The sequence below is a fragment of the Aeromicrobium sp. Root344 genome, from assembly GCF_001425755.1.
GTDB lineage: Bacteria > Actinomycetota > Actinomycetes > Propionibacteriales > Nocardioidaceae > Aeromicrobium.
Window position 1 is genome coordinate 1672589 of sequence record NZ_LMDH01000001.1, and the last position, 13081, is coordinate 1685669.

Annotated in this window: 16 protein-coding genes; 10 read left to right on the top strand and 6 right to left on the bottom strand. The window is 70.3% G+C overall.

Annotated features, from left to right (window positions below):
* A complete protein-coding gene (locus ASC61_RS08280) occupies positions 1-996 on the bottom strand; it encodes an ABC transporter ATP-binding protein (protein ID WP_235503518.1) in 996 nt (331 codons plus the stop codon).
* Between the two features lie 51 nt (positions 997-1047).
* Here ASC61_RS08280 and ASC61_RS08285 point away from each other — a divergent pair, with 51 nt between their 5' ends.
* From ASC61_RS08285 to ASC61_RS08295, 3 genes are read left to right on the top strand one after another with little or no spacing between them, the layout of a single operon-like run.
* Positions 1048-1428 carry a hypothetical protein gene (locus tag ASC61_RS08285; RefSeq protein ID WP_056210846.1) on the top strand — a complete coding sequence of 127 codons (381 nt, stop codon included), beginning with the start codon at positions 1048-1050 and terminating at the stop codon, positions 1426-1428.
* The gene (map, locus tag ASC61_RS08290; RefSeq protein ID WP_056210847.1) at positions 1425-2192 is read left to right on the top strand and encodes a type I methionyl aminopeptidase; all 768 of its coding nucleotides are present in this window, start codon (positions 1425-1427) and stop codon (positions 2190-2192) included. Before ASC61_RS08285 ends, map begins: the two co-directional genes overlap by 4 nt.
* A 52-nt stretch (positions 2193-2244) precedes the next feature.
* On the top strand, positions 2245-4251 hold the full coding sequence (locus tag ASC61_RS08295) for a M12 family metallo-peptidase (RefSeq protein ID WP_056210848.1): 2007 nt from the start codon (positions 2245-2247) through the stop codon (positions 4249-4251).
* Here the strand turns inward: ASC61_RS08295 and ASC61_RS08300 are convergent.
* Positions 4248-5660, bottom strand: a complete 1413-nt coding sequence (locus ASC61_RS08300; RefSeq protein WP_056210849.1) for an amidase — start codon at positions 5658-5660, stop codon at positions 4248-4250. The two genes, ASC61_RS08295 and ASC61_RS08300, sit on opposite strands and share 4 nt — an antisense overlap.
* Positions 5661-5679: 19 nt before the next feature.
* Positions 5680-6003, bottom strand: a complete 324-nt coding sequence (locus tag ASC61_RS08305) for a helix-turn-helix domain-containing protein (protein WP_056210853.1) — start codon at positions 6001-6003, stop codon at positions 5680-5682.
* A 91-nt stretch (positions 6004-6094) separates the two neighbouring features.
* Here ASC61_RS08305 and ASC61_RS08310 point away from each other — a divergent pair, with 91 nt between their 5' ends.
* Genes ASC61_RS08310 through ASC61_RS08325 form a run of 4 tightly spaced genes read left to right on the top strand, consistent with a single transcriptional unit; the run spans position 6095 to position 8855 of the window.
* Positions 6095-7327 carry an MFS transporter gene (locus ASC61_RS08310; protein ID WP_056210856.1) on the top strand — a complete coding sequence of 411 codons (1233 nt, stop codon included), beginning with the start codon at positions 6095-6097 and terminating at the stop codon, positions 7325-7327.
* 10 nt (positions 7328-7337) lie between these two features.
* Positions 7338-8237 carry an oxygen-dependent tRNA uridine(34) hydroxylase TrhO gene (gene trhO / locus ASC61_RS08315; protein ID WP_056210859.1) on the top strand — a complete coding sequence of 300 codons (900 nt, stop codon included), beginning with the start codon at positions 7338-7340 and terminating at the stop codon, positions 8235-8237.
* Positions 8234-8608, top strand: a complete 375-nt coding sequence (locus tag ASC61_RS08320; RefSeq protein WP_056210861.1) for a YidH family protein — start codon at positions 8234-8236, stop codon at positions 8606-8608. The genes trhO and ASC61_RS08320 overlap by 4 nt, the downstream gene beginning before the upstream one ends.
* A 19-nt stretch (positions 8609-8627) precedes the next feature.
* On the top strand, positions 8628-8855 hold the full coding sequence (locus ASC61_RS08325; RefSeq protein ID WP_056210862.1) for a hypothetical protein: 228 nt from the start codon (positions 8628-8630) through the stop codon (positions 8853-8855).
* On the opposite strand, the gene ASC61_RS08330 is transcribed toward ASC61_RS08325, so the two are convergent.
* From ASC61_RS08330 to ASC61_RS08340, 3 genes are all read right to left on the bottom strand, one after another.
* The gene (locus ASC61_RS08330; RefSeq protein ID WP_235503519.1) at positions 8852-9526 is read right to left on the bottom strand and encodes a TetR family transcriptional regulator; all 675 of its coding nucleotides are present in this window, start codon (positions 9524-9526) and stop codon (positions 8852-8854) included. The genes ASC61_RS08325 and ASC61_RS08330 overlap by 4 nt on opposite strands.
* A gap of 28 nt (positions 9527-9554) precedes the next feature.
* A complete protein-coding gene (locus ASC61_RS08335; RefSeq protein WP_056210864.1) occupies positions 9555-9968 on the bottom strand; it encodes a hypothetical protein in 414 nt (137 codons plus the stop codon).
* 99 nt (positions 9969-10067) lie between these two features.
* On the bottom strand, positions 10068-10832 hold the full coding sequence (locus ASC61_RS08340) for a hypothetical protein (protein WP_056210866.1): 765 nt from the start codon (positions 10830-10832) through the stop codon (positions 10068-10070).
* Positions 10833-11018: 186 nt separating this feature from the next.
* On the opposite strand from ASC61_RS08340, the gene ASC61_RS08345 reads away from it, so the two are divergent.
* The 3 genes from ASC61_RS08345 to ASC61_RS08355 are packed head-to-tail and all read left to right on the top strand — an operon-like array spanning position 11019 to position 13062.
* Entirely contained in the window at positions 11019-11384 is a 366-nt protein-coding gene (locus ASC61_RS08345) for a YciI family protein (protein ID WP_056210868.1), read from the top strand.
* Between the two features lie 9 nt (positions 11385-11393).
* Positions 11394-11759: a YciI family protein gene (locus tag ASC61_RS08350; protein ID WP_056210870.1), complete on the top strand. Its 366-nt coding sequence runs from the start codon at positions 11394-11396 to the stop codon at positions 11757-11759.
* Between the two features lie 55 nt (positions 11760-11814).
* Positions 11815-13062: an RNA polymerase sigma factor gene (locus tag ASC61_RS08355; protein ID WP_056210872.1), complete on the top strand. Its 1248-nt coding sequence runs from the start codon at positions 11815-11817 to the stop codon at positions 13060-13062.
* The last annotated feature ends 19 nt before the right edge of the window (positions 13063-13081 follow it).

The window sequence follows — 13081 nt, forward strand, 5'->3', positions numbered from 1 at the left end:
TCAGTTCTCCTCCGTGAGGACCGGTTCTCCGGTGAGGTCGAGGTACGCGTCGTCGAGGGTCGACTCCGTGACCCGCAGGCGACCAGCCCGTACGTCGTGGCGGGCGAGCCAGCCGAGCGCCGCCGTCACCGAGTCGTCGTCGCCGGCGAGCTCGATGCGGTCGCCGTGCCGGCGTACGTCGGTCACGCCGGTCAGGTCCCACAGCACGCTGGTGTCGACGGGCTCTGACGGCGTGAACGCCATGATCGTCGGTGCGGCCGAGCGGGCGACCAGGCCTTCGGGCGTGTCGATCGCCGTGATCCGGCCGTGGTCGATGAGCGCGAGGCGGTCGCACAGCCGGTGCGCCTCCTCCATCAGGTGCGTCACCAGGATCACCGTCGCGCCGGCTTCGCGGGCCTCCTCGACGAGACCCCAGACGTCGCGCCGTGATCGTGGATCGAGACCCGTGCTCAGCTCGTCGAGCAGGGCGATCCGCGGCCGACCGATCAGCGCGAGGGCGATCGCGAGCCGCTGCTGCTGGCCGCCCGACAGCTTGGCGTACCGGACATCGATCGACCCGCTCAGCCCCAACCGCTCCGCCAGCTCGAGGCCGTCGCGGGGGTCGTCGTGGAACGAGGCGTACAGCTCGAGCGCCTCTCGCACCGTCAGCTTGGCCTGCAGCCCAGCCTGCTGCAGCTGCACCCCCATGAGGCGGGTGATGGCCGTGCGGTCGACGTACGGGTCAAGGCCCGCGACCTGCACGCTCCCTTCGCCCGGTCGCCGCAGCCCGGCGATGCACTCGACGGTCGTCGTCTTGCCGGCGCCGTTCGGGCCGAGGATGCCGAGGATCTCGCCCTCGGCGACCTCGAGGTCGAGACCGTCGACGGCGACCTTGGTGCCGTACGTCATGCGGAGTCCGCGGATCTGGATGATGCTCATGCCTTCAGCGTCGTCGAGCCGCCACCTGCGGCGCATCGCCCGATCGGCCGGGATCGGCTCCACCGAACGGCTGGCCACGACCCGCGGCGTACGCTTGGCGCCGATGAGTCGACACCGGAAGCAGGACCTATGAGCGGCAGTCGCGCCGTGGGCGCAGCGACGATCGCCGGTGCCGTCGTGCTCGTGGCGTACGTCGTCGACCTGGCGGCTGGAGGCGATCTGAGCAAGGGTGCCGCCGGCGCCGGCCGCGCACTCGCCATCGTGGGTGCCGTCGTCTGCGCAGGCATCGTCTACCAGTCGTGGAGCGTCCGTCGCCAGCACGCGCCGAAGGACCACGCCGCCGTCGCCGCGGCCTTGCTGGGCGGCGCCCTCGCGGCGTCGTCCGCGTTCAGCGCCCCGTCGGGCCAGATCTTCGGCAGCTCGCTGACCGCTGCAGCCGGGGTCGCCGGCCTGGTCCTCGCGCTCGTCGGCTCCCGTCCCACCCCGATCCGCACCGAAGGCCCCCGATGATCGAGCTCCTCACGCCCACCCAGATCGACGAGATGCGCCCTGCGGGGAAGTTCGTCGCCTCCGTCCTGACCGCGGTCTCCGAGGCCGCCGATGTCGGCGTCAACCTGCTCGACCTGGATGCCCTCGCGCACCAGATGATCCGCGACCGCGGCGCCGAGTCGTGCTACATCGACTACCACCCGTCGTTCGGTGCGATGCCGTTCGGCAAGGTGCTCTGCACGTCGGTCAACGACGCCGTGCTGCACGGCCTGCCGCACTCCTACAAGCTGCGCGACGGTGACCTCGTGAGCCTCGACTTCGCCGCATCGGTCGACGGCTGGGTGTGCGACTCGGCGGTCAGCGTCGTCGTCGGCACGCCGCGCGAGGAGGACGTACGCCTCATCGCCCACGCGCAGGAGGCGCTCGACGCCGCGATCGCGGTGGCGCACGCGGGCAACAAGGTCGGCGACATCTCCGCCGCGATCGGTGAGGTCGGCCGCTCGCACGGGCTCAAGATCAACACCCAGTTCGGTGGCCACGGCGTCGGCCGGACGATGCACGGCGATCCGCACGTCGCCAACGACGGCCGCGCCGGTCGCGGGTTCCCGCTCAAGCCGGGCCTCGTGATCGCGATCGAGCCGTGGTTCCTGCACACCACGGACGAGATCGTCATGGACGAGGACGGCTGGACGATCCGCAGCGCCGACGGCTCCCGCGGCGCGCACGTCGAGCACACGATCGCCATCACCGACGGCGACCCGATCGTCATGACCGCTCGAGGCTGATCCGGCCGCAAACGCGTCCGGTACATCCTGTTTCGACCGTACGCTGACCCTCATGCGTACCCGCCTGGCGCTCGCCGCCGCGTTGTCGTGTCTCGCGGCGTCGATCGTCGTCGTGCCGTCCTCGGCCACCGCCGTCCCTCTGGCAGCGGCCGGCCGGCACTACGAGGACCCGCGCTACGCCGATCACGCCGCCGTCGCGGTCGACGGCACGCTGATCCGCACGGAGCTCGACCAGTTCGGGACCAGTCCGGCGTCGTCCACGGCCTACGCGGTGCGGATCGACGACGGGACCCTCGTCCCCGTCTCGGCGACCTCGGAGCTGCCGGCCGACGCGAGATTCCATGGCGAGCTCGCGATCACGGGGCGCGCGTCGACGGCGCTCAAGGCCAAGGGCCTGATGCCGTCCGGGAACCGCACGATCGACGAGGACTCGCCGGCGGGCAGCATCGCCCTGGCCGCCGCGGCACAAGGCGCCGCCGCACAAGGCGCCGCCCTGCCGGTCGCCGAGGCCACCGTGACCGCGCCCGCAGTGGCCGCCACGGCGACGCCGCAGGCCCATCGCGCGTACGTCGTGAAGCTCACCGACCAAGGCTCCGTCAACGGCACCGACGAGGAGATCGCCGCCGAGGTCGACGACATGCTGGGCTATTGGCAGACCCAGTCCGCCGGCGCGATCACGACGTTCAGCCGTGTGGGCACGATCAAGCCGCTCGACTCGACGGCCAACGTTCCTGCTGCGCAGGGCTGCGGCATCAAGACCCCGGACCCGTTGTGGGACCAGGCCAAGCTGCTGTTCCCGGGCGTCAGCTTCTCGGCACCCGGCAACCACCTGATCGTGCTGCTCGGCGACGAGTGCGGCAACTCCGGTCCCGTGGGCCAGGCACGGGTCGGCACGTCGATCGCGAACGGTGGCCTGAGCATGCTGACCGTCGACGACACGTTCACGCAGGTCGGGGCGCACGAGCTGGGGCACAACTTCGGCCTGCAGCACGCCAACCTCGACACCTGTCCGTCGTCAGCCTTGTGCGAGTACTACGACCTCTACAGCCCGATGTCGCTCGCCGTCAGCGGGAACGACTTCCAGCCCCCGGCGCTCGGGTCGCTCCTGCGGTCCCAGCTGAAGCTCGCTGACTCGGTCACCACGGTCGCGTTGCCCTCGGGCAGTTCCCAGCTGACCAAGATGGTCTCGTTGGCGCCGCGCTCCGGCCCCTCAGGCATCCGCGGCGTGCTGGTCACCGACCCGGTCACCGGCATCACGTACTCCGTCGATCTGCGCAACCGGACCGGGCCCGATGCTGGCGCCTTCTATGGCTCGCCGTTCGTCATCGCCGGCACGCCGGACTATCGGACCGGCGTCGTCATCGAGCGAGCGGCCACGTCTGCCGCCGGGGACGAGCCGCTCAGGACATACCTCATGACGCACCACGTGGGAGAGGACGCCGTCGGCGCCTACGAGCCGGGCGAGACCTTCCAGCCCCGACCGCACTTCACGATCGCCGTCGGCGCGTTCACCACCGGCGGGTCCGTCGCCGTCACGGTCACGATCGAGCGCCCGGCGATCACTGGCACCGTCAAGGTCGGCAGCACCGTCACGGCGCAACCCGGCACCTGGCCGGTCGGCACGGTGCACACGTACCAGTGGAAGCTCAACCAGGAGCCCGTCGCCGGCGCCACCAACCAGACGTATGTCCCGAGGATCAGCGGCCGCACCCTCACGGTCACCGTGACCAGCACTCCGCCAGGAGGTGCCCCGACGACCGAGACCTCGGCCGGGACCATCGTCGCCCGTGGCACGTTCAAGACCGTGGTGCCGACGATCACCGGCACGCCCAAGGTCGGCCGCACCCTGAGCGCCCACCACGGCACCTGGTCGCCGACGCCGACGTGGCACTACCGCTGGTACGCCAACGGCTCGCCGATCAGCGGCGCCACCGGCTCGTCCTACGTCGTCACGACATCGCGCGCCGGCCAGCGCATCACGGTCAAGGTCAGCGGGAGCAAGGCCTACTACGTCACCGCCTCGCGTACGTCCGCCCGGACGTCCACCGTCACCCGCTAGGCGAAGCCCGGCGGCCTCCGGTCGTGCCACGGCGCGGCCGCCTCGACCTGCGCGCACAGGCTGAACAGCGGCCCGTCCTGGCCCGGCAGGGCCGCGAGCATGACGCCCATCGGGAGACCGTCGGCGGTCCAGTGCAGCGGCAGGCTGGCGGCGGGCTGCCCACTCATGTTGTAGAGCGCCGTGTAGGGCGTGAAGAGCAGCTCGCGGTGGTGGTCCTCGACGGGATCGCCCGACTCGTTGAACCACTCCACGGGCTGCGGCGGCAGGGCCAGCGTCGGGGTCAGGAACGCGTCGTACGCCTGCAGGTCCGTGACGACCTGCCGCGTCGTCAGCTCGAGGAACTGCAGGGCCTGTGTCAGCTCGATCGCGGTCGAGGCGCGCCCGCGATCACGCCAGTAGCGGGTGTTGGGCCGCAGCACCGCCTCGGCCTCCAGCGGGATCGCCGCCGACGCGATGCCGCTCGACCAGATGACGTTGAACTGCGGCTCCAGCTCGGACGGGAACGGGTTGTCGATGTCCACGACCTCGTGACCCAGCGACTCCAGCAGGCGGCTGGCCGACTCCCAGGCGTCGATCGCGTCGGCGCTCGGCCGGATGCCCTCGAGGTGCGTCCGCGACCACCGGGCGATGCGCATCCGTCGAGGCGGTCGGCGCGCCCACTCGGCGTAGGGCACGGGCGGTTCGGGCAGGGGGCGCACGTCTCCGGGCTCCGGGTGAGCCATCGCGTCGAGCAGGGCCGCGGCGTCGCGGACCGTGCGCGCGAGCGGGCCGTCACCCGCGAGGCCGCTCCAGTCCGAGCCGACCGGTCCCGCACTGACCCGTCCGCGGCTGGGCTTGAAGCCGAAGATTCCGCAGGCGCTGGCCGGTATGCGGATCGAGCCGCCGCCGTCGCTGCCCTGCGCCACCGGCACGAGCGCCGCCGCCACGGCCGCCGCAGCGCCGCCGCTCGACCCGCCGGCGTTGCGAGCCGGGTCCCACGGCGTACGGGCCGGACCGATGACGTCGTTGTCGGTGTAGGACGACAGGCCGAACTCCGGCGTGTTGGTCTTGCCCAGGCTGATGAAGCCGGCCGCCTCCACGAGGTCCACGACGTACGCGTTGACGCCGGGCACGAAGTCGCGCATCGCCGCCGAGCCCATCGAGGTCTGAGTGCCGCGGGTGAAGGTCAGGTCCTTGAACGCCGTGGGCACTCCGGCGAACGGCGGAGCGCCGCCGGACGCGATCTGCGCGTCGGCCTCTGCCGCGCGTACGAGGGCCTGCTCCGCCGTGACGGTGACGAAGGCACCGAGCTCTGACGCGTGCGTGGCGATGCGACCGAGGTGGTGCTCGACCAGCTCGACGGACGACACCTCGCCGGAACGGAGCGCAGCCGCCTGCGCCGTGGCATCGAGCTCGTGGAGTTCGCTCACCCCTAGAGCGTAGGGGGAGTCAGTCGTCGAGGGCCTGGATGACGGTGTCGAGCAGGCCGGGATAGCGCTCGCCGACCGCGCTCAGCCGCAGGCGCTGGTGCGGCTGGCCCTCGATGCTGAGGCGTTCGGTCAGCCCGCTCTCGCGGAGCACCTTGAAGTGGTGGCTGGCGGTCGACTTGCCGATGTCGTCGTAGAGGGCGCTGCACCGCACCGTCAGGTCGGGCGCCGCCGCGAGCCGCCGCACCATCTCGAGGCGCACCGGATCGGCGATGGCCTGCAGGACCTCCTGCACCGGGCCGACCTCGGCGACGGCGACGAGCTCCTCCGGGGTCGTGTCCGGCATCACAGCTCCTCACAGGTTCGATGATCATCGAACTCGTGCTACGGTGAGCAAGTTCGATCAGCATCCAACCTAGCACCTCGCAGGAGTCGCCATGAGCCTCGCCACTCCCCTCGTCACCGGACCGGGTCAGACCCGAGAGAAGCAGCGCTGGGCCTATCCCGCACTCCTCGGCCTGATGTCGCTGGCGATCGGCATCTCGGCGTCCCCGGCACCGCTCTACGGCCTCTACGGCGAGGAGTGGCACTTCGCGCCGATCACCACGACCGTCGTGTTCTCCGCGTACGCCGTCGCAGCCTTGATCAGCGTGCTGGTCGTCGGCTCGATCTCGGACCGCTTCGGCCGCCGCCGCGTCCTGCTCGTCGCGGTGAGCACCTTGATCGCCGGTCTCGTCGTGTTCATGACGGCGGGCGGTGTGGCGGCGCTGCTCGTGGCACGGGTGCTGCACGGGTTCGCCGTCGGCGCGATCGTGGTCGCCGGTTCTGCAGCACTCCTCGACCTTCGTCCCGACGAGGGAGCCGCGACCGGGAAGCGCACGGGCGTCGCCTTCAACGTCGGCATCACGATCGCGGTGCTGGGCACGGCTGTCGACGCCCAGTACGGCCCGTCGCCGCTGGTGGCGCCCTACGTCGCCCTGGCCGTGCTGACCGCCATCGGCCTGGTCGCGGTGATCCTGATGCGCGAGACCCACCGCGACGGCCGGGCGGTGGCGCTGCACATCGCCCGGCCGCGCGTACCGGCGGCGATCGCCCATGACTTCAGCTTCTCGGCGCTCGGGGTCATGGCGTCCTGGTCGGTGCTGGGCGTGTTCCTGTCGCTGGTGCCCGGCATCGCGTCGCGAGCTGCCGGCACCGACAACCTGGTCTTCGGCGGCAGCGTCGTGGCGATCATGGCCGCCTTCGCCGGCGTGAGCCAGCTGCTCGCGGTGCGCGTCCCGGCCAAGCGTGCGGCGATCACCGGCGACTTCGGCACCGCCGTCGCTCTGCTCCTCACCGTCGCGGCGGTCGACGTGGGTGGCCGCTGGGAGATCATCGCGGCGGCCGCGATCCTCGGCTTCTTCTTCGGCCTCGCCTTCGGCAGCTCGCTGCGCCACCTCGGCCAGGTCGTCCCCGCGGCGCACCGCGGCGAGGTCATGTCGGCGTTCTACGTCCTGGCCTACCTCGCGATGGCGGTGCCGACCGTGCTCGCCGGCTGGGCCGCCACGACGTGGTCCGCCGATGCGGCGTTCACCCCGTTCATGGTCGCGGTCGCGGCGGCCTGCGTGCTCGCCGGCAGCCTGGGCCTGCGGGTCCCTCGTCTGACGCGGGACGCCGTCCCGGCCCACTAGAATCGAGCGCGTGGCCACCCCGAAAGTCCTGCTGTTCTACGCGTTCACCCCGTTGGCCGACCCCGAGGCGATCCGCCTGTGGCAGCACACCCTCTGCGACTCGCTCGACGTCCGCGGTCGCATCATCATCACCAAGGACGGCATCAACGCGACACTCGGCGGCGACGTCGTCCAGCTCAAGAAGTACGTCCGGGGCACCCGTGCCTACGCACCGTTCAAGCACATCGACTTCAAGTGGAGCGAGGGCCGGGCCCGCGAGGACGGGACGACCGCGGACTTCCCCCGGCTCAGCGTCCGGGTGCGCGACGAGCTCGTGACGTTCGGCGCCGCAGATGAGCTCGAGCTCGACGAGCACGGTGTCGTCGACGGGGGCACCCACCTGACCCCGGCCGAGCTGCACGCCCTCGTCGAGGCCAAGGAGGTCGTGTTCTTCGACGGCCGCAACCAGATCGAGTCGGCGATCGGCCACTTCGCCGGGGCGGTGCTGCCACCGGTCGAGACGACGCGCGAGTTCGTCGCGGCCCTCGACAGCGGGGCGTACGACCACCTCAAGGACAAGCCGGTCGTCACCTACTGCACCGGCGGGATCCGCTGCGAGGTCCTCACGCCGCTCATGAAGCACCGCGGCTTCCAGGAGGTCTACCAGCTCGACGGCGGCATCGCGACGTACGGCGAGGCGTACGGCGACGACGGACTCTGGGAGGGCTCGCTCTACGTCTTCGACGACCGCATCACGATGGACTTCTCCGACCACACCGCCCTGGTCGGCAGCTGTGACACCTGCGAGACGCCCACCAACCACGTGGCCGACTGCGGCGACGTCTCGTGCGTACGACAGATGGTGAGGTGCTCCACGTGCCTCGACGACCGCGAGCTCGCCCTGTGCTCGCGGCACATGGTCGCGTCATGAGTGACGGCGGGCGGTTCCCGAAGCACGTCTTCGCCGAGGGCGAGGAGCCGGATGCCCGCCTCACCCTGGCCAACGAACGAACGTTTCTCGCGTGGATCCGTACCTCGCTCGCGCTGCTCGCCGGCGCCGTCGCGGTTCACACGCCCGCCCTCGACCTCGATGGGTGGGTCAAGACCGCTGCCTCGTTGTGCCTGCTGGCCGCGGCCGGCCTGGCGATCACGCAGTCCTGGACCCGCTGGCGGGCCACCGAGCGCGCGATCCGCACGGGCGAGCCGCTCCCGGGGTTCGGCGGGCCCGTGATGCTGGCATCCGTCGTCGGCGTCCTGATCGTCGGCGTGGCGATCGGGGTCATCGTCGTCGCCGTGCGCTGACCGGCCCTACTGTGGGCGCATGCGGATGCCGCGCACCTCGCGGGAGCTCGTGAGGTCCACCCTCGACCTCGCGATCATCGGCATGTGCCTGTCTGCCGTCGCCGCTGTCGTGGCGCGGTTCCTCGGTTCCGCCGGTGGTGCGCACGAGACCTTCGTCATCGCGGTGTCGGTCACGATGCTGTGCTGCGTCATCGCCCTGGTGCTGGCGGTCGTCGCCAAGCTGATCGAGGCCGCCGACCCGTCCTAGGGCCGGATCATGTGGATCAGGCCGACGACGTCGTCGACCACGCCGCGGACGCCCGGCAGGCGCGTCAGTCGCAGCATCCGGTCGATGATCGGCACCGACTGGTCGACCAGGTCGCGCGTCCGCCTCTGGCCCTCACTGGTGTCGTGCACCCAGAACAGCACGATGCCCATCTGCAGCAGCCACAACAGCTCGGGCAGCTCGTCGCGGAGCCCTTTGGCGAGCTTGAGGTCCGAGCCGTCGATGATCCGGCGGTGCAGCTCGATCGCTGCCTCGCGCGCCGCCGTGGAGTCCTCGCTGAACGGGGACAGCGGGCTGCTGGGCTCGGCGGCGTTCTTGAAGAACTTGCCGGCGAACTCGTGATAGGGCTCGGCGACGTCGACCCACGCGAGGAGCACGCCGCGCAGCCGGCCGTTGAAGTCGGTCTCGTCCGCGAGCGGCTGCTCCGACGCCTCGGCGTGCGCGGCCTGGATCCGGTCGTAGTAGGCCTGGACCAGGTGCTCCTTGGACGAGAAGTAGTAGTACGCGTTGCCGACCGAGACGCCGGCCTCCTCGGCGATGGCCCGCATCGTGGCCTGGTCGTAGCCGCCCGAGCGGAACAACCGCATCGCGGCGTCGATGATCGACTGCCGGGTCTGCTCGGCCTTGCTGGAGCGGGGAGCGGGGTCGGTCACGGTCGCCAATCTAGCCGCCCTCCGCCGGTCAGCGCTGCGGTGCGGTCGGTGCGTACGGCTGCGGGGGCTGCTGCATCCACTGCGTGCGGGCGGCGTCGTGGCGGCTGCGACGGCGCATCGACGAGAACACCATGACGTTGACGACATGGACCACGCCGAGCACCAGCATCACGACGCCGATCTTGACGCTCAGCGCCTCGAACAGCTCTGTCAGGTCGGCGACCTCGCCGCCTCCGCGTACGTAGAGGATCACGAAACCGAGGTTGAGCAGGTAGAAGCCGACGACCAGCAGCTGGTTGACCGCATCCGCGAGCTCGGGACTGCTCTCGAAGACATCGGTCAGGAAGACCCGCCCGTTGCGCGACAGGGTCGAGGCGACCCACACCGTGATGGGGACGGCGATGAGGAGATAGGCGACGTACGTGCCGACGGTCCAGGTCATGGGCTTGCTCCATCTTTGAACGTGTTCAACTATGACTGGTACCGACTGTAGCCATGTTTCTGAACATGTTCAACTCTGCCGCGCCCGGCCGTGAACCTCTCAGGAGGAGCAGTGCACCTGCGGGCTGCCGTAGCCCATCCACGACCCGGTGAGACTCGATGAGTTGAGCCCTGGCAGGAACCTGATCGTGGCGGTCGCGAGCGAGACCAGGACGTAGCGCGCGCTCTGGTTCTTCTCGAAGTTGTACTCGGAGTTGATGACGTCGAGGCCCTGGTCGGTGATGAACGAGGTGCCGGTCGTGCCGCTGACCGAGTCGTCGTCGATCCCGATGTAGACCTTGAGCCGGTTGCAGCCCTTGCCCGCGAGGTTCCAGTCGGCGTACTCGCCCTGCTTGATCGACAGCGAGTTCGGGAAGTAGGTGCCCTTGACGTAGAGGTAGCCCTGGTAGATGGTCGGCGGCGTGTACGTGCTCGGCAGGCTGATCAGGTTGCGCCAGCGATAGATCGTGACGGTGCGGGTCGCGCTGGTGCCCAAGGCGCGCGTGCTGCTGGCAGCCTTGACCGCGCGGTACTTCGTCGGTCCCGCACGCGTCGGTTTGATCGTGGCCGAGTACTTGCTCGTCGAGGACAGCGTCTTCGTCAGGATCGTGGTCCACGAGCCGCCGGCGTACTGTCGCTGGATCTTGACGGTCTTGCCCTTGGCACTCGGCGAGACCGTGCCGGACAGCACGAACGTCTTGCCGAGGTCGATCGCGCTGGTCGACACCGCGGACGTGACGCCGTACTTGGGGAGAGCCGCCTCGGCGGCCTGCATGGGCAGCAGGATCGCGGCGGCCGCGACCAGGATGACGAAGAGTTTGCGCATGACGGGAACGTACGGCGCTCTGACCGCACCCAGACCCGGATTCGGGCGAGGTGAGACCAGGATGAGACCGGCCTGTCCCAAACGTCCTGAAAGTTTTTTCGGCGTCGTGTCGAAATCGGGTCTCGCCGTACGACGTAGAGGTGAAAGGCTGGCCCGGACGGGCCGCCACCGACACAAGGAGACGTCATGCGATTCCTCAGCTACATCGAGTCCGATCCCGCCCAGCCGTGGGGCCCGCCGCCACCGGAGCTGTTCGAGGCGATCGGCGCGTTCGGCGTCGAGGCCGTCGCCGCCGGGGTCGTCGTCGACCAGGGTGGTCTCGGCCCGCTCGAGTCGAGCCCGCACATCCGCATATCGGGCGGCAAGCTCACGATCACCGACGGTCCGTTCGCCGAGGCCAAGGAGGTCATCGGCGGCTACGGCATGTACGAGGTGCGCTCCGTCGAGGAGGCCGTGGAGTGGTCGCGACGCTTCATGCAGATCCACCTCGACACGTGGCCCGGCTTCGAGGGCACGAGCGTCGTGCGCCAGGTCTTCGGCCCGGACGCGTAGGGCCGAGCCATGCGTTATCTCGTGCTGATCCACGTCAACGAAACCGCCGGCGGGGAGCCTCCAGCCGGTCTGATCGACGCCATGTTCGCCCACGTGGCGGACGAGTCGCACGCCAAGGTCGTCACGGATGCCGGGCTCGCGCCGACCTCGGCCGCGATCCGCGTGGCGTCGCGCGGCGGCGAGGTCATGATGACCGACGGGCCGTTCGCGGAGACCAAGGAGGTCGTCGGCGGATTCATGCTGATCGACGCGGCGACCCTTGACGATGCCGTGGCGTGGACGCGCGGCTTCGTCGACCTGCACGTCGAGCACTGGCCCGAGCTCGAGGTCGTCACCGAGCTGCGCCAGGTGATCGGCAGCCTGACCGACAACTGACGGAGGTCGGCAGCAGCGGTACCCGCCACCGGGCGGTGATGGTTGGATCGGTGTCATGACCGCTGACGACCTCCACCGCTCGGTCGAGGCGGTCTGGCGCGTCGAGTCGACCAAGCTCATCGCCGCGCTCGTACGCATCACCCGTGACGTGGGCCTGGCCGAGGACCTGGCACAGGACGCGCTCGAGGCGGCGCTGGCCCAGTGGCCCGAGTCCGGCGTGCCGGACAACCCCGGAGCCTGGCTGATGTCGGTCGCCAAGCGCCGCGCGATCGACACGTTCCGGCGTCGCGAGCGGCAGGACCGGGCCTACGGAGAGATCGGGGAGCGGAAGGAGGACGTGGTGGCCGGCATCGAGTCGTCGATCGATCACGTCGAGGACGACGTCCTGCGGCTGATGTTCATCTGCTGCCACCCGGTGCTCTCGTCCGACGCGCAGATCACGTTGACGCTGCGACTCCTGGCGGGGCTGACGACCAAGGAGATCGCCCGTTCGTTCCTGACGTCGGAGACCACGATCGGCGCGCGGATCACCCGGGCCAAGAAGGCGCTGGCCGAGGTCGGCGCCCCGATGGAGGAACCCGCCGAGGACGAGCGGGCGACCCGGCTCGCCGCGGTGCTCGGCGTGCTCTACCTGCTGTTCAACGAGGGCTACTCCGCGACCGCCGGCGACGACTGGCTGCGACCGGCGCTCTGCGACGAGGCCGTACGCCTGGGCCGCATCCTGGCGACCTTGGCGCCTCGCGAGCCCGAGGTGCATGGTCTGGTCGCGCTGATGGAGATCCAGTCGTCGCGAGCCGCAGCGCGCACCGACGCCGATGGTGCTCCGGTCCTGCTGCTCGAGCAGGACCGGTCGCGGTGGGACCAGCTGCTGATCCGGCGTGGCCTCGCTGCGCTCGAGCGCGCCGAGTCGTTCGGGCGCCCGCCCGGCCCGTACGTCCTGCAGGCCGGAATCGCTGCATGCCACGCCCGCGCCCACACCCCTGACGAGACCGACTGGGCTCGGATCGCGCAGCTCTACGAGTCGCTCGCGATCCTCTCGGGCTCGGCGGTCGTCGAGCTCAACCGTGCCGTCGCCCTGGCGATGTCCGAAGGCCCCGCCGTAGGCCTCGCCCTCGCCGACCAGCTGACGGACATCCCCGCGCTCGAGGGCTACCACCTCCTCCCGAGCGTGCGTGGCGATCTGCTGGCCAAGCTCGGCCGGACCGACGAGGCCAGGGCGGAGTTCGAACGGGCCGCGAGCCTGACGCAGAACGAGCGCGAGCGGGCGCTGCTCCTGGAGCGCGCCGCGGCGGTCGCTGATTGACGCCGTCATGACAGGGGTA

Excerpts from the sequence above, each read along its gene's own strand:
- ASC61_RS08295 (WP_056210848.1), top strand. The coding sequence starts at position 2,245 with ATGCGTACCCGCCTGGCGCTCGCCGCCGCGTTGTCGTGTCTCGCGGCG.
- ASC61_RS08340 (WP_056210866.1), bottom strand. The coding sequence starts at position 10,832 with ATGCGCAAACTCTTCGTCATCCTGGTCGCGGCCGCCGCGATCCTGCTG.
- ASC61_RS08345 (WP_056210868.1), top strand. The coding sequence starts at position 11,019 with ATGCGATTCCTCAGCTACATCGAGTCCGATCCCGCCCAGCCGTGGGGC.
- ASC61_RS08355 (WP_056210872.1), top strand. The coding sequence starts at position 11,815 with ATGACCGCTGACGACCTCCACCGCTCGGTCGAGGCGGTCTGGCGCGTC.
- ASC61_RS08320 (WP_056210861.1), top strand. The coding sequence starts at position 8,234 with ATGAGTGACGGCGGGCGGTTCCCGAAGCACGTCTTCGCCGAGGGCGAG.
- ASC61_RS08325 (WP_056210862.1), top strand. The coding sequence starts at position 8,628 with ATGCGGATGCCGCGCACCTCGCGGGAGCTCGTGAGGTCCACCCTCGAC.
- ASC61_RS08305 (WP_056210853.1), bottom strand. The coding sequence starts at position 6,003 with ATGCCGGACACGACCCCGGAGGAGCTCGTCGCCGTCGCCGAGGTCGGC.
- ASC61_RS08285 (WP_056210846.1), top strand. The coding sequence starts at position 1,048 with ATGAGCGGCAGTCGCGCCGTGGGCGCAGCGACGATCGCCGGTGCCGTC.
- ASC61_RS08350 (WP_056210870.1), top strand. The coding sequence starts at position 11,394 with ATGCGTTATCTCGTGCTGATCCACGTCAACGAAACCGCCGGCGGGGAG.
- ASC61_RS08310 (WP_056210856.1), top strand. The coding sequence starts at position 6,095 with ATGAGCCTCGCCACTCCCCTCGTCACCGGACCGGGTCAGACCCGAGAG.
- ASC61_RS08335 (WP_056210864.1), bottom strand. The coding sequence starts at position 9,968 with ATGACCTGGACCGTCGGCACGTACGTCGCCTATCTCCTCATCGCCGTC.
- map (WP_056210847.1), top strand. The coding sequence starts at position 1,425 with ATGATCGAGCTCCTCACGCCCACCCAGATCGACGAGATGCGCCCTGCG.